The 21,269-nt window shown below is 69.0% G+C and carries 20 protein-coding genes and 1 tRNA gene; 6 read left to right on the forward strand and 15 right to left on the reverse strand.

Annotated features, from left to right (window positions below; all coding sequences use genetic code 11):
• Positions 1 to 60: 60 nt before the first annotated feature.
• Positions 61 to 134: transfer RNA gene (locus OHA61_RS12445), tRNA-Met, on the reverse strand.
• 62 nt (positions 135 to 196) lie between these two features.
• A complete protein-coding gene (locus OHA61_RS12450; protein WP_406307331.1) occupies positions 197 to 3,109 on the reverse strand; it encodes a UPF0182 family protein in 2,913 nt (970 codons plus the stop codon).
• Between the two features lie 136 nt (positions 3,110 to 3,245).
• Between OHA61_RS12450 and OHA61_RS12455 the strand changes: the two genes are divergently transcribed.
• Positions 3,246 to 3,803 carry a PPA1309 family protein gene (locus OHA61_RS12455; RefSeq protein ID WP_324982818.1) on the forward strand — a complete coding sequence of 186 codons (558 nt, stop codon included), beginning with the start codon at positions 3,246 to 3,248 and terminating at the stop codon, positions 3,801 to 3,803.
• Positions 3,804 to 3,951: 148 nt separating this feature from the next.
• On the opposite strand, the gene OHA61_RS12460 is transcribed toward OHA61_RS12455, so the two are convergent.
• The 3 genes from OHA61_RS12460 to OHA61_RS12470 all read right to left on the reverse strand — a co-directional run bounded on the left by OHA61_RS12460 (position 3,952) and on the right by OHA61_RS12470 (position 7,131).
• Positions 3,952 to 5,040, reverse strand: a complete 1,089-nt coding sequence (locus OHA61_RS12460) for a PDZ domain-containing protein (RefSeq protein ID WP_406303128.1) — start codon at positions 5,038 to 5,040, stop codon at positions 3,952 to 3,954.
• A 416-nt stretch (positions 5,041 to 5,456) separates the two neighbouring features.
• Positions 5,457 to 5,918: a molybdenum cofactor biosynthesis protein MoaE gene (locus OHA61_RS12465; RefSeq protein ID WP_406303129.1), complete on the reverse strand. Its 462-nt coding sequence runs from the start codon at positions 5,916 to 5,918 to the stop codon at positions 5,457 to 5,459.
• Between the two features lie 79 nt (positions 5,919 to 5,997).
• The gene (locus OHA61_RS12470) at positions 5,998 to 7,131 is read right to left on the reverse strand and encodes an SDR family oxidoreductase (protein ID WP_324982827.1); all 1,134 of its coding nucleotides are present in this window, start codon (positions 7,129 to 7,131) and stop codon (positions 5,998 to 6,000) included.
• A 190-nt stretch (positions 7,132 to 7,321) separates the two neighbouring features.
• Between OHA61_RS12470 and OHA61_RS12475 the strand changes: the two genes are divergently transcribed.
• The gene (locus OHA61_RS12475) at positions 7,322 to 8,752 is read left to right on the forward strand and encodes a zinc-dependent metalloprotease (protein ID WP_406303130.1); all 1,431 of its coding nucleotides are present in this window, start codon (positions 7,322 to 7,324) and stop codon (positions 8,750 to 8,752) included.
• Positions 8,749 to 9,270 carry an NUDIX hydrolase gene (locus OHA61_RS12480; RefSeq protein WP_406303131.1) on the forward strand — a complete coding sequence of 174 codons (522 nt, stop codon included), beginning with the start codon at positions 8,749 to 8,751 and terminating at the stop codon, positions 9,268 to 9,270. The genes OHA61_RS12475 and OHA61_RS12480 overlap by 4 nt, the downstream gene beginning before the upstream one ends.
• A 72-nt stretch (positions 9,271 to 9,342) precedes the next feature.
• On the opposite strand, the gene OHA61_RS12485 is transcribed toward OHA61_RS12480, so the two are convergent.
• The 4 genes from OHA61_RS12485 to OHA61_RS12500 all read right to left on the reverse strand — a co-directional run bounded on the left by OHA61_RS12485 (position 9,343) and on the right by OHA61_RS12500 (position 13,164).
• On the reverse strand, positions 9,343 to 10,098 hold the full coding sequence (locus OHA61_RS12485) for an AIM24 family protein (RefSeq protein WP_406303132.1): 756 nt from the start codon (positions 10,096 to 10,098) through the stop codon (positions 9,343 to 9,345).
• A gap of 19 nt (positions 10,099 to 10,117) precedes the next feature.
• A complete protein-coding gene (locus OHA61_RS12490; protein WP_266487198.1) occupies positions 10,118 to 10,798 on the reverse strand; it encodes an AIM24 family protein in 681 nt (226 codons plus the stop codon).
• 14 nt (positions 10,799 to 10,812) lie between these two features.
• Positions 10,813 to 12,453, reverse strand: a complete 1,641-nt coding sequence (locus tag OHA61_RS12495; protein WP_406303133.1) for a TerD family protein — start codon at positions 12,451 to 12,453, stop codon at positions 10,813 to 10,815.
• 108 nt (positions 12,454 to 12,561) lie between these two features.
• A complete protein-coding gene (locus OHA61_RS12500) occupies positions 12,562 to 13,164 on the reverse strand; it encodes a M48 family metallopeptidase (protein ID WP_324982845.1) in 603 nt (200 codons plus the stop codon).
• 212 nt (positions 13,165 to 13,376) lie between these two features.
• Between OHA61_RS12500 and OHA61_RS12505 the strand changes: the two genes are divergently transcribed.
• Together OHA61_RS12505 and OHA61_RS12510 are read left to right on the forward strand one after the other, a co-directional pair.
• Complete coding sequence (locus OHA61_RS12505) at positions 13,377 to 14,519, forward strand: ThiF family adenylyltransferase (RefSeq protein WP_406307332.1); 1,143 nt, start codon at positions 13,377 to 13,379, stop codon at positions 14,517 to 14,519.
• A gap of 65 nt (positions 14,520 to 14,584) precedes the next feature.
• Complete coding sequence (locus OHA61_RS12510) at positions 14,585 to 15,949, forward strand: ABC1 kinase family protein (protein ID WP_406303134.1); 1,365 nt, start codon at positions 14,585 to 14,587, stop codon at positions 15,947 to 15,949.
• A 59-nt stretch (positions 15,950 to 16,008) separates the two neighbouring features.
• Here OHA61_RS12510 and OHA61_RS12515 read toward each other — a convergent pair whose 3' ends face one another.
• From OHA61_RS12515 to OHA61_RS12535, 5 genes are all read right to left on the reverse strand, one after another.
• Complete coding sequence (locus tag OHA61_RS12515) at positions 16,009 to 16,209, reverse strand: hypothetical protein (protein ID WP_266487192.1); 201 nt, start codon at positions 16,207 to 16,209, stop codon at positions 16,009 to 16,011.
• Between the two features lie 114 nt (positions 16,210 to 16,323).
• Positions 16,324 to 16,647, reverse strand: a complete 324-nt coding sequence (locus OHA61_RS12520; RefSeq protein WP_361911310.1) for a hypothetical protein — start codon at positions 16,645 to 16,647, stop codon at positions 16,324 to 16,326.
• Entirely contained in the window at positions 16,644 to 17,012 is a 369-nt protein-coding gene (locus tag OHA61_RS12525) for a WhiB family transcriptional regulator (RefSeq protein WP_142213804.1), read from the reverse strand. Before OHA61_RS12525 ends, OHA61_RS12520 begins: the two co-directional genes overlap by 4 nt.
• Positions 17,013 to 17,184: 172 nt before the next feature.
• A complete protein-coding gene (locus tag OHA61_RS12530) occupies positions 17,185 to 17,514 on the reverse strand; it encodes a hypothetical protein (RefSeq protein ID WP_406307333.1) in 330 nt (109 codons plus the stop codon).
• A gap of 159 nt (positions 17,515 to 17,673) precedes the next feature.
• Positions 17,674 to 19,980, reverse strand: a complete 2,307-nt coding sequence (locus OHA61_RS12535) for an ATP-dependent DNA helicase UvrD2 (protein ID WP_406303135.1) — start codon at positions 19,978 to 19,980, stop codon at positions 17,674 to 17,676.
• Positions 19,981 to 20,024: 44 nt separating this feature from the next.
• On the opposite strand from OHA61_RS12535, the gene OHA61_RS12540 reads away from it, so the two are divergent.
• A complete protein-coding gene (locus OHA61_RS12540) occupies positions 20,025 to 20,267 on the forward strand; it encodes a mycoredoxin (protein ID WP_095936509.1) in 243 nt (80 codons plus the stop codon).
• 13 nt (positions 20,268 to 20,280) lie between these two features.
• Here OHA61_RS12540 and nudC read toward each other — a convergent pair whose 3' ends face one another.
• A complete protein-coding gene (gene nudC, locus OHA61_RS12545) occupies positions 20,281 to 21,228 on the reverse strand; it encodes an NAD(+) diphosphatase (protein WP_361914805.1) in 948 nt (315 codons plus the stop codon).
• Positions 21,229 to 21,269: the final 41 nt, after the last annotated feature.

Below are 21,269 nucleotides of genomic sequence, written 5' to 3' on the forward strand. Positions count from 1 at the left end.
CAGCACATACGCACGAAGAGGGCCCGGATCCTCAAAGGATCCGGGCCCTCTTCATTTCAGTAGCGGGGACAGGATTTGAACCTGCGACCTCTGGGTTATGAGCCCAGCGAGCTACCGAGCTGCTCCACCCCGCGCCGTTGTGTTGCAACCGTACCACGGCGCGGGATGGTGCCTGCTCAGCCGCCTTCAGCCACGGTCAGCCACCCTTGGGCGGGGTGGCCGTCGGGCTGGGCTTGGACTGCGCCTCGGAGAGCCTGCGCAGCGCGTCGTCAAGAGCCTCCTGGGCCTTGCCGTACGCCTCCCAGTCCTTCGGGTCCTTCGACAGCGCCGCCTCGGCGTCCTGATGCGCCTTCAGGGCATCCGCGATGGCAGCCTTCGTCGCGGCGTCACCGGTCGCCGGTGGCTTGGTGCCCGGTGGCGGTGTCGTCGTCGGCGGTGGCTGCTCGGTACTGACCTGTCCGAAGGCCGCGTCAAGTGCTTCGGAGAGGCTGTCCTTGAAGACCGGCTTGCCTCCGCCGTAGGCGGCGGCAACCTTCTTCAGCAGCGGGTAGTTCGCGCTGCCGCCGCGTGCGTACACCGGCTCGATGTAGAGGAAGCCGCCGTCGAGCGGCACCGTGAGCAGGTTGCCGTACTCGATGTCCGAGTCGGTGCCTCTGAGGTTTCTCACGAACTCGGCGACATCGTCATTGCCGTTGAGCTCACTCTGCACCTGTTGTGGACCTTGAACGGTCTCGGTGACTCTCAACAGCCTTATCGTGCCGTACTTGTCGCTGTTGGCATCGGCGTCGACCGCCATGAACGCACCCAGGTTGGGGCGTCCGGCCGGCGTGAACGTCGTCGTCAGCGAGAACTTCTGCGTCTGATCGCCGGGCATCTTCAGGCTCAGGTAGTACGGCGGGACGGCGCTGGTGTCCTTGTTCGTCGGGTCGTCCGGCACCTGCCAGGCGTCCGAGCCGCTGTAGAACTGCTCGGGCTCGGTGACGTGGTACCGGGTGAGCAGCTCGCGCTGCACCTTGAACATGTCCTGCGGGTACCGCAGATGGGCCTTGAGCGAGGGCGAGATCTCGTTCTTCGCCTTCACCGTGCCCGGGAACGCCTTCATCCAGGTCTTGAGCACCGGGTCCTGAGTGTCCCACTGGTACAGGTTGACGGTGCCGTCGTACGCGTCGACGGTCGCCTTCACCGAATTGCGGATGTAGTTGACCTGGTTCTGCTGGGCGACGACCGCGCGCTGGTTGGTGGTCAGCGAGTCGGCAGTGGTCTCGCCCAGCGTCGTACGCGAGGCGTAGGGGTAGCCGTTGGTCGTGGTGTACGCGTCGACGATCCACTGGATCCGGCCGTCGACGACCGCCGGATAGGCGTCGCCGTCAATGGTCAGCCAGGGGGCGACCGCCTCGACGCGTTCCTTGGGCGTGCGGTTGTACAGAATCCGCGAGCCCTCGCCGACGGCTCCCGAATACAGTATCTGCGGCTCACTGAAGGCGACGGCGTATGCCGCGCGGTTGAGCGGGTTGGAGAGGTTGACCCCGCTCTTGCCCTTGTAGCTCGTGTACTTGGTGGGCCCGACGCTCGCCTCGTAGTCGAGCTCCTTCTGCGGGCCGCCGACGATGGAGTACTGCTCCGTCTTCTCGCCGTAGTAGATCCGCTGCTCGTACTTGCCGAGCTGACCGCCGGTCGGCATTCCGGCCTCGGTGAAGTCGGGCGAGCCGACGGTGCCCTTGTCCGGGTCCGTGATGGTGTTCGTGCCCTTGGCCGCGATCGCGCCGTAGCCATGGGTGTAGGTGAAGTGGTCGTTGATCCAGTTGCGCTTCTGGATGCCCTTGATGTTGAGCTCGCGCAGACCGATGACCGTGTCCTGCGGCTTGCCGTCGGGGCCGGTGTACCGGTCCACGTCGAGGGTCGCGGGGAACTGGTAGTACTTGCGCTCCTGTTGGAGCTGCTGGAAGGCGGGCGAGACCACGTTCGAGTCGACAAGTCGGTAACTCGCCGCCGAAGGCGCGGCAGCGCGCTGCTGGGCCTTCCGCTTGGGGTCACCCTTGCCGGAGTAGTCCTCAGGGTTGGCCTTGTCGATGCCGTACGCGTGACGCGTGGCCTCGATGTTCTTCTTGATGTACGGGCTTTCCTTGGCCTGCTCGTTCGGCTGGACCTGGAACTTCTGCACGATCGCCGGGTAGAGGCCGCCGATGAGGATCGCGGACAGGACCATCAGGCCGAAGCCGATCACCGGGAGCTGCCAGGTGCGGCGCCACAGCGTCGCGAAGAACAGCAGAGCGCAGATGACGGCGATGCAGAAAAGGATCGTTTTCGCCGGGAGATAGGCGTTGGCGTCGACGTACCGCAGGCCCGTCCAGTTGCCGGTGGCCTTGAAGTCGCTGGACTTCACCGCGAGGCCGTACCGGTCGAGCCAGTACGCCACGGCCTTGAGCGAGACGAAGACGCCCAGCAGCACCGACAGATGCCCGGTCGCCGCACCGGTGGCCCGCGCGCCGGGGCTGGTGATGCGCAGCCCGCCGTACAGGTAGTGCGTCAGGGCGGCGGCGATCAGCGAGAGCACGGCGGCCGCGAAGCCGAAGCCGAGCAGGAACCTGTACCAGGGCAGATCGAACGCGTAGAACGACACGTCCATGTGGAACTGCGGGTCCTTCTGGCCGAAGGGCACGCCATTGACCCACATCAGCCAGGTGCGCCACTGACCGGTGGCGGAGGCTCCGGAGATCAGCCCGACGAGAGCGGTGATCCCGAGGAGCACCCACTTCTTGTACGGCGCGATGCCCATCCGGTAGCGGTCGAGGCTCTGCTGCTCCAGCGACATCGCGCTCAGCGGCGGGCGCAGCCGGTGAGCGAGCCAGATGTTGACGCCGACGGCCGCGGCCATCAGCAGCCCGAAGACGGCGAACAGTCCGACCTTGGTCCACAGGGTGGTGGTGAAGACGGAGGAGTAGTGCACCGATCGGTACCAGAGCCAGTCGGTCCAGAACCCGGCGAACATGACGAACGCCATGGCCAGCACGGCCAGGACGCCCAGCGTCATGAGCAGGGTGCGGACCCGCCGGGACGGCCGGCCCACTCTGATCCGTGGCCCTGTCGGGCCTCCGCCGCGGTCCGGCATCTGGAAAGCCAACGTGCGCACCTCGAAGTTCGCGGTCGTGTGAAACGGGCCCCGCGATCGTAGAGCCCACTACTGCAACTTACTGAGGCTTTACCTAGTTCCCGTCTTGGGGCCGGAAGGAGGCAGGATATTGGCCATGCCCAACGTTTCCCCCTCCGGCCCCCCGATGGCCGCCAGCCCGCTGACCCGCGCCGTGCTCGAAATCGACGAGTACGCGTCCGGCCTCGGCTGGGACCAGCCGGCCAGGCTCTTCGCGCTCGTCGACACCGCACACCTGCGCTCCCACGAACCGGGCCTCGCGGCCCAGCTCGGCCTCGACGCCGACGAGGCGGCCGCGCCGCTGACACCGATCGAGCAGGACGAGATCCCGGCCGGCACGCCGCTGGACGAGTTCCTCGCAACGATCGCCTGGCCGGACGCGGTGGCGGGCTGCGCGCTGACGGTGGAGCGCCAGATGCTCCCGCCCTCGGCCGAGTCCTCGGTCCCGGCCGGCCTCGACGACAAAGCCCTCACCAAGTGGGTCTCGTCCCACCCCGACCGCCAGGAGGTCCGCATGACAGTCGCGGTGCTTCGCGACGGCACTCGCGAATCGGCGCTGCGCCTGCGCGAAAAGGACTCCCCGAAGGAGGTCCTGACGGGCTCCGCCCTGGTCCCGGGCCTGGCGGAGGCGCTCGCGGCGACGTTCGAGGCGTAATCAGCTCTGCGACACCGCCGTACCGGATCCCGGGGTCCGGATACGGCGGTGTCCCTCGTTGCGTGACGGGTCGGCGGCGACTCGAAGCGAGCGGGCGCTGGGGCCTCCCGTTTAGGGAAGGGGCGGGCCTGGGGGACAAACCCCCCGCTCAGCCCGCCGCGCAGCCCACCAACCCCGCCGTGTCCCCCGACCGAATCTTCTCCAGCGACTTCGTCGCATCGGCGATCGTGTTCACCTTCACCAGCGTCAGCCCGTCCGGAATGTCCGACGCCGCCGCCGCGCAGTTCTCGCTCGGCGTCAGGAAGTACTGCGCCCCAGCGTTCCGCGCCCCCACCAGCTTCATCTCGATCCCCCCGATCGGACCGACCTTCCCCCTGTCGTCGATCGTCCCGGTGCCCGCCACGAACTTCCCGCCCGTCAGGTCCGCCGGTGTCAGCTTGTCGACGATCCCGAGGGCGAACATCAGCCCCGCACTGGGTCCCCCGACATCCGCCAGGTTGATGTCGATGCTGAACGGAAACGTGTGGTCGGTACCCGCCTGGATGCCGACGATCGCCCGGTCGTCCTTGTCCGCCTTGACCGTGGTGATCGTGACCTTCTCCGTGGCGTCCGGCTCCTTGCCCGCCTTCTCCGCCGCGGCCGCCGCCTTCGCGGGCACGATCGTGAACACCACGTCCTGGCCGGGCTTGTGCTTCACGACCAGCTTCGCGACGTCGCCCGGCTCCTTCACCGCCGTACCGTCCACCGCGCGGATCACATCCCCCGCGTGCAGCCGGTTCTCCGAAGGCGTGTTCTTGAGAACCGTGGAGACCACGACCCGCGACTTCACCGGGATCTTCAGCTGCTGGAGTGCCGCGACCTTGGCGCTCTCCTGCGACTGGGAGAACTCCTCGGCGTTCTCCTGCGTCGACTGCTCTTCGGTCTTCCCGTCCGGGTAGAGCGTGTCGTGCGGCACCACCACGTTGTCGTGGGCCAGCCAGCCGTACACCGCCTCGACGAGGTTCATCTTGTAGTCCGCGCCGGTGACCCTGACCGTCGTCATATTGAGATGGCCACTCGTCGGGTACGTCTTGCGGCCGGAGATCTGCAGGACCGGCTCACCACCGGCCGCGCCGAGCGTGTTGACCGTCGGCCCGGGCGACATCTCCGAATACGGCACTGTAATGAACACCCCGGCGCAGAGCAGCGCGATGAAAATCAGGGTGGAAGCGAGCATCGTCGCGGTGCGGCGTGGCATGGAACGACAGTACGGGACGGGTCTGTCAGTGCACCGCCGGGGCCAGTCCGTACGTGGCATCTTGGCAACTGCGTACGGTCAGCGGCCGGGTCCCCCGGGTTACGCGGCGTCAGGCGGCGTCGGTACCGGAGCCCGCTCTCTCCATCGCATCGCGGAACCGCGCATATCCGGCAAGCTCGGCGACATCCCCCGACGTCCGGTTTCGTGAAGCCCAGCTTCCCCATATCGCAGCACCCACGGCAGCGAAAAACGGAATCAGCAGCCAAGCGAGTGCCGCCATCGCGACCCCCTTACCCCATGAACGTACGCAACTGAGTGATCAGCAGATTAGTGTCTGCGAGTTCAACACTCGTGGCAGGGGGGTGGTTACGCAAATCAGGCGCTTGGTAACGCTCCGGGTTTCAGCCGATCGCGCCTCAGCAGGCGCCGACCCACTCCTCCGTGCCGTCGGAAAACTTCTGGTGCTTCCAGATAGGCACTTCGTGCTTGAGGTCGTCGATCAGCTTCCGGCAGGCCTCGAAGGCCTCTCCCCGGTGCGGGCACGACACGGCGACAACGACCGCCAGATCGCCGACGGCCAGGTCACCCACACGATGGACAGCGGCAAGCGCCCGTACGGGAAAATCCGCCGTCACCTTCTCGGCGATACGGCGCATCTCCGCCTCCGCCGTGGGATGACAGGAGTACCCCAGCGTGTCCACATCCGCGCCGCCGTCGTGATTGCGCACGGTGCCGACGAAGAGCGCGGTGCCACCCGCCGCGTCGTCGCCGACGGCCGCGAAGACCTCGTCGACGGAGAGCGGGGTGTCGCGAATGGCGAGCAGACGGATGGGGTCCTGAGCCGCCTGTTCACCGGGGTGGTCGTACGTGCTTCCCATGCCGTCCATCGTGCCGTACGGCACTGACATCGCGAAATAGCCCATTCGACCGGCCGGGGCGGCATCGCCTTGGAGCCTCCTACATACGGCGCCTGGCCTTGCGCGCACGCCGCACCAGCGCGGCCGTGCCGAGCAGCGCCACCGTCGCACCCGCGGCGCCGGCCGCGGTCGCGTCCTTGCGGCCGAGGCGGCGGCCCGCGACCGTGTGGCGGCCCTCCACCTCCTCCAGCAGCGCAGCCAGGACCTCCTCGTTGGTCCACTGAGGACGCCAGCCCGCATCGTGGAGCCGGCTCACACTGACCACCCAGGGGTGCATCGTGTACGCCAGATCCCCGGCCGGAGACGGGGTGAGGCCGATCCGGTGGAGCCGAGCCGCAGCGCCCAGGGCGACGGCCGAGGGCAGCTCCATCCGGCGGATGCCGCTGAGCTCCTCGACCTCCTCCTGTTCGAGCCAGCCGTCGCAGCCGACCGCCAGCTCGCCGTCGACCTTCTCCAGCGCGGCGTACTCCAGGGCAGTCACCAGGTCCTCGACATGGCAGAACTGCCAGGTGGGACGGGATCCGGCGACCACGAGGAGGCGCGGCGACTCGAAGTAGCGGGTCAGCGCGGTGTCAGTACCGCCCACCAGGACAGCGGGCCTTACCACCGTGACGTTCAGACCTGGGTGGGCGCGCGGCGCACGGCGGCCCAGACGTTCGATCTCCAGCAGGTCACCGACGCCCGTGGCTTCGGCGGTGGCGCGCAGCTCCGCGTCCTCCGAGAGGGGGATGTCGTTCTCGGGCAGCGCCCCGTAGACCATTGCCGAGGTGCACAGGACGACCCGGTGGACGCCCGCCGCCGCGGCGGCGGTCAGCACAGTCTGTGTACCGCGCACGTTGTATGCCGTCCGGGCGGCCGAGTCGGTCTCCAGGTCGAGGTCGAGCGCCAGGTGCACGACCACGTCCGCGCCCCGCAGCTTCTCGGCGATGGCCGGGTCGCGTACGTCGAGAATGTGCCACTGCGCCTCGGAGACCTCGCCCCGGCGCTCGTCGATCGCGATGACCTGCTTGATCTCGTCGGACCCGGCGAGGCGCCGGGTGAGCAGGTCACCGACGCCCGTGGCGGCACCGGTGATCGCGACCACGGGGCCACGGCCGGCCGACCCGCGGCCCGCGGCCGAGGTCTGGGTTGAGTGGTTTCGCGCTGCGCGAACCTGCGGATCTGGGGAACTCACCAGGCGTCTCCAGCGGTTGTCTTCAGTACGTGAGCGAATGAACGCCTACGTACCAGGTGCGTCCATCCTGCCGCAGGCCAAAGGTCGGCGGAGCACTGAGCCCATATGCGACCCGCATGTCTACGCTGGGTGTGTAGTCGGGCAGCCGCCGCCGGCAGGAAGCCGGCGGCCCTACGAGCCGAGGAAACCCGTGAGTGACACCCCATTCGGATTCGGCCTTCCGCCGGAGGAGCCGGAGAACGGCGACGAGGGCAAGAAGAAGGATCCCGCCGGAGGTGGCCAGGGCTCCGGCGGGCCTTCGCCTGCCAATCCTTTCGGTTTTGGCTTTGGGGACGGCGCGGACAATCCGTTCGCCGCGATGTTCGGCTCCCTGAACCCGAACGACCTGGGTGCGGCCTTCCAGCAGCTCGGCCAGATGCTGAGCTACGAGGGCGGTCCCGTGAACTGGGACATGGCCAAGCAGATCGCGCGCCAGACGGTCTCCCAGGGCACGCCGGACGGCACCAAGGACCAGAGCGTCGGCCCGGCCGAGCGCACCGCGGTCGAGGAGGCCGTGCGCCTCGCCGACCTGTGGCTGGACGGAGCGACCTCGCTCCCCTCCGGCGCCGGCTCCGCCGTGGCGTGGAGCCGTGCCGAGTGGGTCGAGGCGACCCTCCCCGCGTGGCAGCAGCTCGTCGACCCGGTCGCCGAGCGCGTCGGTCTGGCCATGGGCGATGTGCTGCCCGAGGAGATGCAGGCCATGGCAGGCCCGCTGATCGGCATGATGCGTTCCATGGGCGGCGCAATGTTCGGCCAGCAGATCGGGCAGGCCGTGGGCGTGCTGGCGGGCGAAGTGGTCGGCTCGACCGACATCGGTCTGCCGCTCGGCCCGGCCGGCAAGGCCGCGCTCCTGCCGCTCAACGTCGAGGCGCTCGGCAAGGACCTTGGGGTGCCCAAGGAGGAGGTGCGGCTGTATCTCGCGCTGCGCGAGGCCGCCCACCAGCGACTCTTCGCGCATGTGCCGTGGCTGCGCTCGCATCTGTTCGGCGCGGTCGAGGCGTACGCACGCGGGATCAAGGTCGACACGTCCAAGCTTGAGGACGTGGTCGGCCAGTTCGACCCGCAGAATCCCGAGCAGCTTCAGGAAGCCCTCCAGCAGGGCATGTTCCAGCCGGAGGACACCCCCGAGCAGAAGGCGTCGCTGGCCCGTCTGGAGACCGCGCTCGCGCTCGTCGAGGGCTGGGTGGACGCGGTGGTCCACGAGGCCGCATCGACGCGGCTGACCTCCGCGGACGCCTTGCGCGAGACGCTGCGCCGGCGGCGGGCATCAGGCGGTCCCGCCGAGCAGACGTTCGCGACGCTGATCGGCCTTCAGCTCCGTCCGCGGCGGCTGCGGGACGCCTCGCGGCTGTGGGCATCGCTCACCGACGCCCGGGGCGTGGACGGGCGTGACGGCCTGTGGGCGCACCCGGACATGCTGCCGACGGCAAGCGATCTCGACGACCCCGACGGCTTCGTCCACCGTGAGCAGCTCGACTTCTCCGAGCTGGACAAGATGCTCGGCGAGGCCGCGGGCAGCAGCAGGCCGAGTCTCGACAAGGACCTCGGCAAGGACGACGACGAGGGCGACAAGGACAAGTGAGCCTGCACGACGACGCGGTCCTCGTACTGACGAGCTACGAGGAGCAGGAGGAGCTGCGCCGTCTCTATCTGGACCATCTGGCAGCGCATCCCGACGGAATGTGGAAGGCCTGCGGGGCGGGGCATGTCACGGCGAGCGCGCTGGTCGTCGACCCCGAGCGCGGGCGGGTGCTGCTGACCCTGCACAGGAAGCTGGGCATGTGGCTCCAGATGGGCGGGCACTGCGAGCCGGACGACACGACGTTGGCGGCCGCCGCGCTGCGCGAGGCCACGGAGGAGTCCGGGATCAGGGGCCTGACGCTGCTGCCCGGCGGCCCCGTACGGCTGGACCGGCATCCGATTCCGGCACCCTGCCACTGGCATCTCGATGTGCAGTACGCGGCGCTGGCTCCGTCCGGAGCGGTCGAGGAAATCAGCGAGGAGTCTCTGGATCTGCGCTGGTTCGCGTACGACGAGGTGGCGGAGGTGGCCGACAAGTCGGTCGTACGACTGCTTGAGATGACGCGCGCGGCTCTCTAGCGAGCCAAAATACGCAGCGAAGCGTAAGGGGCGGCCTCCATGGAGGCCGCCCCTTACCTGTGCTCTGTGGCGTCAGCTCCAGGCGTTGTTCTGGTTCTGGGCGTGGGCGCCGTGCTGGCCCATGCCGTACTGCGCACGCAGGCCCTGTCCGATCTCCGCGCTCTGCGGCGGCATGACCTCACTGGGCTGCACCAGCGCGAAGCCCTGGCCCAGGAAGCTCAGCTCCCAGCCCTCGCCTGTGTTTCCACGCCTGCGCCGTACACCGGAGGAGTGCGTCTGCGCCTGCATCTGCACCCGCAGCGCGGACGACCAGGCGACGATCGCATCGGCGTCGACATTGACGTACTTGTCGGGCGTCACCTGCATCATCAGCGGCTGGCCGGAGGTCATCAGCGCGACCTTGCCCCGGCCGGAGATATTGAGCTGGTACTTCCCGGAGCCGGAGATTCCGTACTGGCTGTCCACCGCGATGACTTCGGTGTGCAGCGTGGAGTCGAGCGCCAGGACATAGGCGCTGTCGACCGTCATGCCCTCCTGGTCGACGTCCACGACATGGATGTACTGCGCGAGGTTGGCGAAGTAGACGGTGCCCTGCCCGGAGCAGCGCATCAGATCGAGGCCCTCGCCGGTGTTGGCGCGGGCACGGCGCTGATTGCTCGTCTGGTACTCGCCGTCGAAGTCGACAAGGCCCTGGTACGCGACCATGGCGCCCTTGCGGGCGAGGACGTCGTCGTGGCCGGTGAGAGCGACCCGCAGGAGCTGCGGGTTCTGCACGACGTACCGGTCCTGGGACTGCTGTTCCGTGTTGCTGAAAAGCGGACTCTGCATGGTGTGTTCTCGCTCCCCCTCAGTTCCGGATCCGCAGGCGGTCGGTACTGTCCTCGCTCGGCTGTACGACGACGATGCCCTGGCCCGAGAAGGCCATCTGGTACGCCTCGCCGCTGCCCCGCCCGATCAGCGAGGAAGCCTTGAAGCTGCGCTTGCCCTTCACCTTCAGGTTCGGGGACCAGGCGACAAGGGCGTCCGGGTCGACATAGGTCTCGTCCTCGCCACGGCCGCAGTCGACGACGATCGGCGTGCCGCGCGACGTGAGGGCCACCCAGCCGGTGCCCGCCACCTCGACGTTCCACAGGCCCTGGCCGGCGAACTTGGCCAGGCCCTTGACCCGCTCGACGCCCCACTGGAGATGCGCGTCGAAGGCGAGCAGGTTGGTGCCGTTGACCGAGAGCGAGTCGTTGTTGAGGTTGATGACGACGACATCCGCGCCGTAGTCGGCGAGGTAGAGCAGTCCGTCGCCGGAGCACTTCATGATGGGCGCGCCCTCGCCGGTCACCCACTGGGAGGCGATCTGGCGGACGGCGGGCGGGTTCGGCTCGTACTGCACGAAGCCTTCGTAGGCGACCATCGAGCCGGTGCGCGCGTACAGGTCCTGGCCGCTGGACATGGCGACCTTGAGCATGGCGCGGCCGTGGTTCTCCATCCGGGCCGCCATCGGTGTCGGGGCGAAGCCCGCGAGTTGCTGGTTCATTTCTTCGGGCTCCCTCAGACCTCGTACGGCTGGACGACGATGAAGTTGCCGGGTGCGCCCCGGAACTGGAGGTTGACGGTCTCTCCGCTGTGTCCCGGGTACGCGTTGCGGCGAAGCCGGACCTGGCTGGAGAGGATCACCTGGGACGCTGCCGACCAGGCGACGACCGCGTTGCAGTCGGCGAAGGTCGTCGGCGTGACCGGGAGGACCACGGGGACGCCTTGGGTCTTCACGACGACCGTGCCGGTGCCCTGGAACATCATCGTGAACAGCGCGCCGCCGGGTATGCCGTGACCCTCGATCCTGCGGACTTCGTGCTGCAGGGACTCGTCGAAGGCGAGGACGTTCTCGGCGGAGACGCAAATGCCGTCGCCCTGCAGCTCGATGGAGTGCAGATGCGCGCCGTTCTCGGCGAGGAAGACCTGGCCGCGGCCGGAGCAGCGCATCAGCTGCATCTCCTGGCCGGTGGCGTTGCCGACGATGCGGCCGGCGAAACCGGCGCCCTTGTAGCTGAAGTCGACCTTGCCCTGGTACATCACCATGCTGCCCTGACGGGCCAGCACGGGCATGCCCCCCATGGTCAGATCGACCCGCATGAGCTGCTGATTCTGCGGGGTCCAGCGCTGGCCGGTGGCGGTCTCGCGGTACGGCTGGAGGGCGGCCTGGAGACCGGCCCCTGCCTGCGGGACGCCCTGGGGGACGCCCTGCGGAACCCCTTGCGGCATGCCCGGAGGCTGCTGTCCGTACGGGGTGGGTGCCTGTTGTCCGTACGGCGAGGGCGCACCCGGCGGGACCTGGCCGGGGACCTGACCCGGCATCTGTCCCGGGACCTGGCCGTACTGCGGCTGCTGGGGCGGCTGTCCGTACGGAGCCGGCGCAGGCGGCGGCACAGTGCCCGCGGGCGGGCTCATCGGGGCCGCGATGGTGGGCGCGGCGTGCATCTGCGGGTTCGGCTGAAGGGCCGGGGCAGGTGCCGGGGCCGCAGGGGCGCCGAACGAGGGCGCGGGCTGCGGGGCCTGAGGCGCCTGCGGTGCGGCCGGTGCGCCGAACGCCGGAGGCGCGGTGGCCTGCGGGGGCGGCGCGAACGACGGCCCGGCACCCTGGGGCTGCTGCGCAGCCGGCTGCTCCTCGGCGACCTCGCCGCCGAAGTTCTTGAGCAGTGCGTCGAGTCCGCCGTCGAAGCCCTGGCCGATGGCGGCGAAGCGCCAGACGTCCTTCAGATAGAAGTCGCCCAGCATCACCGCGCGCTCGGTGGTGAACTCCGAGCCGGTGAAGGCGTACCTGACGACCTCCTCGCCACCCGCGACGATTCGGATGTATCCGGGGCCGACCTGCGACATCTGTCCGGCGCCGTCGATCGTCGCGGTGAAAGAGAGCCGGTGGATGTTCGCCGGAATGCGGTCCAGAGTGACGCGGAATGACTCGGTGTCACCGGACTGCGCGCCAAGCAGCTGGATGGACTCCTCGGGTGACTTCGGCTGGTTGAAGAAGATGAAGTACCGGTCGTCCGAAAGCTGCTCGTTGGCGTCGAGTCCGAAGCAGCTGATGTCGAAGGTCAGCCCAGGAGCGGCAATCTGCACACCTACGTACAGATCCGTTCCCGGCGTGAGATCACTGATCTTGGCCTTGTGGCCGCGTTGGAATTCCCTGGCCATGCGTAACGACCGTCCCCCATCCCGAAATGTGAATCCGTCGCGCCAGGCTAACGGCTCAGTACGACATTGAGCCAAGCCGGTACAGATTCGGTACAGGAGGGCCGCCGGTCACTCTCCGCGTGCGGCCGGAAGGTGCGGCAGCCGGTCGGCCGCGACGACGCCCTCGAGGTAGCCCCGCGCGCGCTCGGTGCGCGGATACGCCTCAAGGAGTCGCCAGAAGCGCGGTCCGTGTCCCGGCACGAGGAGATGGGCCAGTTCATGGACGAGCACATAGTCGACGACGTACTCGGGCATCCCCTGCAGGCGGTGCGACAGGCGGATACTGCCTTCCGCCGGGGTGCAGGAGCCCCAGCGGGTGTTCTGATTCGTCACCCATCGCACGGATGTCGGTCTTGCGCGTCCGTCGAAGTACTGGGCGGACAAACGCTCGGCGCGCTCGGCCAGTTCACTGTCCCCGAGGATGCGCTTGCTCTCCTGAGCGGCGAGCTTGTCCAGCATCACGGTGACCCAGCGCCGCTCCTCCGCCTCGGACATCCGGGCGGGGATGAGGACAATGGTGCGGTCACCCTCGCGGTAGGCCGAGACCGTTCTGCTGCGCCGGGTGCTCCTTCGGACCTCGACCGCACTCGTCCCCGATCCGCGGGACGGTCGGCTTTTCGTGCTGCGCTGTGGGGTCTCCCCAGCGAAGCGAGGGGACGGGTCGACGGACACGCCCCGACGTTACCCGCTGTCAGTGGGGGAAGTCCCGCCTCCGGGACGGTTCGAGCTTGATCCACTCCATGGCTGCACCATTTGAACGACTAATACCCCATGCCTGTGGATAACTTTTCACATCCCGCGGAGCGGCCGTGCATTCTGACAACAGATCAGCGGAGAGATCCGACAGGACTTCAACGGGGAAGTGGGGAACGGGGGACGTGGAAATGCATCCGATGGTGAAGCCTGCCCTGAAGCGGGCATGGCGGGAGCGGCAAACGGTGCAGTTCGGGACGATGCCCGCGCATGCGGTGATGGTCGGCCCGGTGGACACGGCGACGGGAGCCCTGCTCGAGCTCTTCGACGGGACGCGAGGGCTGCCGCTGCTGCGTCAGGAGGCTCGGGAGATAGGGCTCCCGGAAGGACAAGTGGACGCGCTGGTGAAGCGCTTGACATCGGCCGGACTGCTCGACGATCCGACGGCGGGCGGGCCCGCGGCCGACGCCTTACGGAAACGGACGGGCGCGTTCGACCGGCTGCGCCCCGATCTGGCATCGCTGTCCGTGGTCGATCCGGAACCGGGCGGTGGGATACGGCGCCTGGCGGCCCGGCGCGCGATGCGCGTCCAGGTCCGGGGCGCGGGCCGTGTGGGTGCGACGGTCGCCGCGGTGCTGTCGGCCTCGGGGGTGGGCCGGGTCGAAGTGCTCGACGGCGGGTGCACAGAGCCATGGGACGTGGCGCCCGGCGGGCTGCCGGCCGAGGCTGTCGGTGAGCGGCGGGAGGCGTCGGCCCGGCAGCTGGTGCGGCGGACCGCTCCCGACCGCCCGCCGCGCGCGTCCGAGTACGCGACGGCACCGGGCTGCGGTGAGCCAGGTCTCTCTCTGGTTGTGGTGGCCCCACGGGACGGTCTCGCGGCATACGCACCCGACCCGGCCGGCGCCGCGGACTGGATCGTCGGCGGAACACCTCATATTTACGCGGGAGTTGTCGAAGCAACCGGCGTCGTCGGCCCGCTGGTGCTGCCCGGCGGCACGGCGTGCGCGAGCTGCCTGGAGCTGGACGGCGTGGAGCGGGATCCGGGCAGGGCGAGGCTGCTCGCGCAGTGGCGGTCGGGCCGCCGCGCACTACCGGCGTGCGATGTCGCCCTCGCCACCGCCGTTGCGGGGATGACGGCAGCGCACGCGCTGTCCTTGCTCGACGGGGAGCTGCCCACGAGCACGGGAGCGCGCTGGGAGGTTTCACTGCCGCTGCTGGAGTGGCGCTCGGAGACAATCACGCCGCATCTTCACTGTGCCTGCGGAGCGGGAGGGAAGAGTGAGGGGGGACACACCTCAGAGTTCGGGTCGCCGCACGAGACAATGGCCGGGTAACGGCCGTCAACGGAGCAATGCCGTAAGGCACACGCGGCACGGCTGTCTGGGATTTGGAGGGGCACATGTCTGATCTTCCCCGGAAAGCGGTCACCCGGACCGCCAAGCTGGCCGCGCTGCCACTGGGCTTCGCCGGGCGGGCCACTTGGGGTCTGGGAAAGCGGATCGGCGGGAAGTCCGCGGAGATCGTGGCCAGGGAACTGCAACAGCGCACGGCGGAGCAGCTGTTCAAGGTGCTCGGCGAGCTGAAGGGCGGTGCGATGAAGTTCGGGCAGGCCATGTCCGTCTTCGAGTCCGCCCTTCCCGAGGAGGTCGCGGGCCCTTACCGCGCGGCCCTCACCAAGCTCCAGGACGCCGCGCCCCCGATGCCGACGCGTACGGTCCACGCGGTCCTCGCCGAGCGGCTGGGCGAGGACTGGCGGGAGCTGTTCCTGAACTTCGAGGACAAGCCGTCGGCCGCCGCGTCCATCGGCCAGGTGCACCGGGCGGTGTGGCACGACGGGCGTGAGGTCGCGGTGAAGGTGCAGTACCCGGGGGCGGGCGACGCGTTGCTGTCCGACCTCACTCAGCTCAGCCGCTTCGCCCGGCTGCTCGGGCCGCTGATCCCGGGCATGGACATCAAGCCTCTGATCTCGGAACTCCGCGACCGGGTCTCGGAGGAGCTGGACTACGAGCTGGAGGCGCAGGCACAGCGGGAGCACGCCGCCGAGTTCGCCGACGATCCCGATGTGGTGGTGCCGGATGTGGTGCACCAGAGCGATCAGGTGCTGGTGACGGAGTGGATCGACGGGATCCCGCTGGCCGAGGTGATCGCCGACGGCACCGAGGAGCAGCGGAACCGCGCGGGGCAGCTGCTTGCCCGCTTCCTCTTCTCCGGCCCGGCGCGCACGGGACTGTTGCACGCCGATCCCCACCCGGGGAACTTCCGGCTGCTTCCGGAGGAGGACGGCAAGGGCTGGCGGCTCGGCGTACTGGACTTCGGCACGGTGGACAGGCTGCCCGGCGGGCTGCCGCAGACCATCGGCGACTGTCTGCGGATGACGCTGGAGGGCGAGGCCGAGGCGGTCTACGAGCTGCTGCGCGAGGCGGGCTTCGTCAAGGAGTCGATAGAGCTGGACCCGGACGCGGTGCTCGAGTATCTTCTGCCGATCATCGAGCCCGCCGAGGTCGGGGAGTTCACGTTCAGCCGCAGCTGGATGCGCAACCAGGCGGCCCGGATCGCCGACATCCGATCCCCCGCGCATCAGCTGGGCAAGCAGCTCAATCTGCCGCCCTCGTATCTGCTGATACACCGGGTGACGCTGAGCACGATCGGGGTGCTCTGCCAGCTGAACGCGGCGGTGCGGCTGCGGGACGAACTCGAGTCGTGGCTGCCCGGATTCCTGCCCGAGGACGAGGAGGACGGCACGGCGGTCGAGGCGGGGGCGTGAACGATCGCCGCCGGGCGCTCCGCCACCAGTAGCTCCGGCGGCCCGGTGTCAGGCGGCGTTCACCACCAGGCGGAGTCGAGCCTGCCCTCGATCGCCCTGATGTTGGCGCGTGCGCAGTCGTCGCAGAAGTAGTGACGGGTGCCGTTCTCCACGGAGCAGGTCCAGGTCGGCGGTGGTCCCTCGGCGACGGTGCCGCAGTGGGAACACACGATGCTCTCGGCACCCGCCTGCGCAGGGTGAGGAGTCTGCTGCTGGTCCACCTCGTGACGATAACCCCGTAACGGACGTGCCGCAGGGACAACGCACCGCGGGGCCCGGTCCGTTCGGACCGGGCCCCGCGGGTTCAGTGCCTACGTGGCGGAGCGCTTGCGCGATCAGTGCATGACGGCCATGGCCAGCGCGCGGCGGGCACGCAGCGAGGCGCGCTCGGCGCGGCGCTGCATCCGCCGGGCGGCGACCAGGCGCACGGCCTGGCTTTCGGCCTCGGCCTCGCGCAGGCGCTCGTGCATATGCGCACGAGCCATGGCTTCTGGGATGAGTTGCATTTCACGGGTCCTGTTCTGACGCGAGGCGTTCGCGCCGGTGGTGGTGACGTCTGGGGTGGCGGAGCCGGACGGCTCGCTGGTGGAAGAGGTCATGGGGGCCAGCTTCTGGGGATCGTGCGTGATGGGGCGGTCGATGGTTCCGATGACGGTCATGCCGCGACCGGGTTCTTGCGCGGGCGGCCACGCGGCCGCTTGCGGGCGACGACCACGCCCTGGACGAAGAGCTCTCCGCCCCAGACGCCCCACGGCTCACGCCGCTCCTTGGCGCCGGCGAGGCAGGCCTCCATCAGCGGGCAGGTGCGGCAGAGGGACTTGGCGTACTCGACGTCGGCCGGGGACTCGGCGAAGAAGACCTCCGGGTCGTAAGCACGGCAGGGGACGGGTACGCCGAGGTTCTCGATGGCGTCGTCGAGCGCGGAGAGCGCGGTGAGCGGAGTCAAGGTGGAGTCCTCCGTGAGGGCGGGCGGGGGGATCGTCTCGGAAGGCGGTACGGACGGGGCGTGCGCTTCGAGTTGCACGGTGGTGTCTTCCTCGTCTGGTCGGTTCCGGCCTGTTGGCCGGGTGTCGGCTGGTACCGGGTGTTGCTTGTCCCGAGGCCCCTTCGCTCTGTGGTCCCCGTTCGGGGAAAACAGAAGGGCCGCGGATCCCGGGTGGGGTTCCGCGGCCCTGAAGGCGCCGGCCTGATCTGGATCAGGCTGGATCACTCCAGGGTTCGAGCCCACGGAAGGCCCACATCGTGTGGTGCTGCGTCGTCTGCTTCTGGGTTTCGGCACTGGCCGCCGCAATGGCATAGGCCCGAGCCTCTGCCGCTGCTACTCCTGCTTCCAGTGCCTTGGTCGGTCGCTCATTGCGCTCCAGGACGGGGAGACCGCCCAGGCCGGACACCGGAAGCACGGCGGAGAAGCCGGACAGACCGGTGCCGTTGAACGCCGCGGAGAAGCCGAGCGTGCAGGCGGAGACGACCGAGCGATCGGTCACTTTGGTGCTGGTGAAGCGGGTCTTGGTGCTGATCACTGGAATCGCCTCCTCTCGGCGTCTAGAGGACCGGCCGGGGCCGATCGCGCGTATTCGGATAAGTACAGCACGAGGACAGGGCTTCAGAGAAGTCGCTGTTCCCGTGGTTAAGAACCTATGGGGCTGGCTGGGGCGCGCGCAAACTATTTTCTCGACGAGTTTGTATCAGTCCTCCTCGTCGCCCTCTCCAACTTCCTGACCTGCGCAGATGACCAGCACATCGGCTCCAAAGCGCTCAAGTTTGCGTCCGCCGACGCCGGAGATCTGGGCCAACTCCCCCTCGCTGCCCGGCACGGCCTCGGCGATCGCCATCAGCGTCTTGTCGGTGAACACGCAGTACGCGGGCTGGCCCAGCTCCTTCGCCTGCTCCGAGCGCCACTCCCGAAGGCGCTCGTACAGCGCCTCGTCCATGTCGGAGGGGCAGTCCTCACAGCGCATCAGCTTCATCTCGCCCGCGTCGGTGAGCGTCTTGCCGCAGACACGGCACAACACGGGTCCACGCCGCTTGCGCCGGCCGGCGCCGCGCTCGATGCCGCCTGAGCCGCCCGCGCCACGGGCGCCAGGGGCGCCAGGGGCGACCGATCCCGGGCGCATCCCGTTGAGGAAGCGCGTGGGGCGGCGGGAGGCGCGGCCGCCAGGGGAACGCGACAGCGCCCAGGACAGCGAGAGATGGAGCCGGGCCCGGGTCACGCCGACATAGAGCAGCCGGCGCTCCTCCTCGACCTGCTCGTCGGTCTTGGCGTAGGTGATCGGCATCATGCCCTCGGTGAGGCCGACCAGGAACACGGCGTCCCACTCCAGGCCCTTCGCCGAGTGGAGCGAGGCCAGGGTGACGCCCTGGACGGTGGGGGCGTGCTGGGCGGCGGCGCGTTCGTCGAGCTCGGCCACCAGATCGGAGAGGGTCGCCTCCGGCTTGACCCGCACATAGTCCTCGGCGAGGCGGACCAGCGCGGCCAGGGACTCCCAGCGGTCGCGCACCGCGCCCGATCCGGCGGGCGGCTCGGTGGTCCAGCCCTTCGTCGAGAGCACGGCCCGGACCTGGGACGGCAGATCCCCGGCGTCGTCGAGCAGGGCGTCATTGCCGCCGGCTCGGGCGGCGCCGCGCAGGGCGATGCCCGCCTCCCTGACCTCCTGGCGTTCGAAGAAGCGCTCGGCGCCACGCAACTGGTAGGGGACTCCGGCATCTGCCAGGGCCTGTTCGTAGACCTCCGACTGGGCGTTGACGCGGTAGAGCACGGCGATCTCCCCGGCCGGGACGCCCGCGGCGATGAGGTCGCGGATACGGCGGGCGGTGCCCTCGGCCTCGGCCGGTTCGTCGGCGTACTCGGTGTAGGCGGGCTCGGGGCCTGCCTCGCGCTGCGAGATCAGTTCGAGACGGTGCTCGGCGGCGCGGCCGTGGGCCTGGCTCAGCAGACCATTGGCGAGATGGACGACCTGTGGCGTGGAGCGGTAGTCGCGGACGAGCTTGACGACGGTCGCGCCGGGGTGGCGGGTGCGGAAGTTCAGCAGATGGTCGGGGGTCGCGCCGGTGAAGGAGTAGATCGTCTGGCTGGCGTCGCCGACGACACAGAGGCTGTCCCGGTCGCCCAGCCACAGATCGAGCAGTCGCTGCTGGAGAGGGCTGACGTCCTGGTACTCATCCACCACGAAGTGCTGGTACTGGCTGCGGATCTGGTCGGCGATGTCGTGCCGGTCCTGGAGGATGCCGACCGCGAGGAGCAGGACATCCTCGAAGTCGATCACCGAGCGGTCCCGCTTGAGCTGCTCGTACATCGCGTAGATCTGACTGATCTCCGCAGTGTCGCGAGGGGCGTCGCGATGCGATTTGGCGACCTCGGCCGGGTAGTCGGCGGGGACGGTCTGGGTGACCTTGGCCCACTCGATCTCGCTCGTCACATCCCGCAGCTCATTGCGGTCGAGCCGGATACGGCAGCGCGCGGCGGACTCGGCGACCAGCTGGATCTTGCGCTCGAGCAGCCGGGGCAGATCACCGCCGACCGCCTTCGGCCAGAAGTACTGGAGCTGGCGCAGCGCGGCGGAGTGGAAGGTGCGTGCCTGCACACCGCCCGCGCCGAGCTGGCGCAGCCGCCCGCGCATCTCGCCCGCGGCGCGGTTGGTGAAGGTGACGGCCAGCACACTGGCGGGCTGGAGTATGCCGGCGCGCACGCCGTACGCGATGCGGTGCGTGATCGCGCGTGTCTTGCCCGTGCCGGCGCCTGCCAGCACACACACCGGACCGTGCAGGGCCGTCGCCACTTCGCGCTGCTCGGGGTCGAGCCCGTCGAGCACCGCGTCCGCCGACTCGGGGACCTGCGGGAAAAGGGAGGAGTGCGTTGCTGCTGTCACACCGCCATGCTGCCAGGTCGCACGAGGCTGCCGTTGCCGTTGTCCACAGGGGCCCCTGGGCAGTCGTACTAATGCGGGAATGGTGGACAGGTCGCGTACGTTCAAGTACCCGGTGCGAAGACGCATCGAGCAAAGGGACCGGACTGCGAGACAGAGGAGCACGAGAGACGATGCAGGGCACTGTGACGATGTACAGCACCACGTGGTGTGGCTACTGCCGTCGGCTGAAGAGCCAGATGGACCGCGAGGGCATCGCGTACACCGAGATCAACATCGAGCAGGACCCGCAGTCCGCGGCCTTTGTCGAGAAGGCCAACGGGGGCAATCAGACCGTCCCCACCGTGCTCTTCCCGGACGGATCGACGCTGACCAACCCCTCGCTGGCGCAGGTCAAGCAGAAGATCGGCGTCTGAGCCGCAAGGCCTCTCAGCCGACATCACCGGGCTTGGGCAACGGCTTTCCGTACCAGAGCTCGATCAGGCGGGCCGCAATCGAGATCCCGTAGGGAGGCAGCACCTCCCCGGACTCGAAGGCGGCCCGCAGGTCGTCCCGGGAGAACCAGCGCGCCTCGTGGATCTCCTCGCCGTCCACGTTGATCTCCGCGGACGTCGCCCGCGCCACGAAGCCGAGCATCAGGCTGGAGGGGAAGGGCCAGGGCTGGCTGGCGATGTACTCGACGTCGCCGACCGTGACACCCGCCTCCTCGAAGACCTCCCGGCGCACCGACTGCTCGATCGACTCGCCCGGCTCGACGAAGCCCGCGAGCGTGGAGAAGCGTCCCTCCGGCCAGTGGACCTGGCGGCCCAGCAGCGCGCGGTCCTGCTCGTCGGTGACGAGCATGATCACGGCAGGGTCGGTACGGGGGTAGTGCTCGGCGCCGCAGGCGGGGCAGCGGCGGATGTGGCCCGCGGCCGCGATGACCGTGCGCTCGCCGCAGCGTGAGCAGAAGCGGTGCAGCCGCTGCCAGTTCTCCAGCGCGACGGCGTGCACCAGCAGCCCCGCGTCGCGCGGAGAAAGCAGCAGTCCGGCCTCGCGCAGGCCCGCGGGACGGGCCGACTGGTCCATACGCCCGGGAAGGGCGTCCTTCTGGAGCGCGAAGTAGCGCACGCCCTCTTCGTCCGTACCAAGGAAGTAGCGGTGGGTCTCGGTGACCGGGGCCTCGAAGGCCGGGATCATCACCAGTTCGGTACGGCCGTCGGGGGTGTCGTCGATCAGCGCCTGGCCCCCACAGACCACGAAGACCCGGGTCGTCGGGTGACTCCAGGCCGCCGCGAGCCATGCCTCGTCGAGGCGATGGTGCGCCTCGCGGTCGATGCCGGTCGGCGCGGTGAGAACGATCGGGCGGTCCGCGGTGGCGTAGCTGTTGGTGCTCACGGTATTTCCAACTCCCCCGGGTGGATTGGGTGTCGTGTCAG

Source organism: Streptomyces sp. NBC_00885, from assembly GCF_045207475.1.
Taxonomy (GTDB): Bacteria; Actinomycetota; Actinomycetes; order Streptomycetales; family Streptomycetaceae; genus Streptomyces.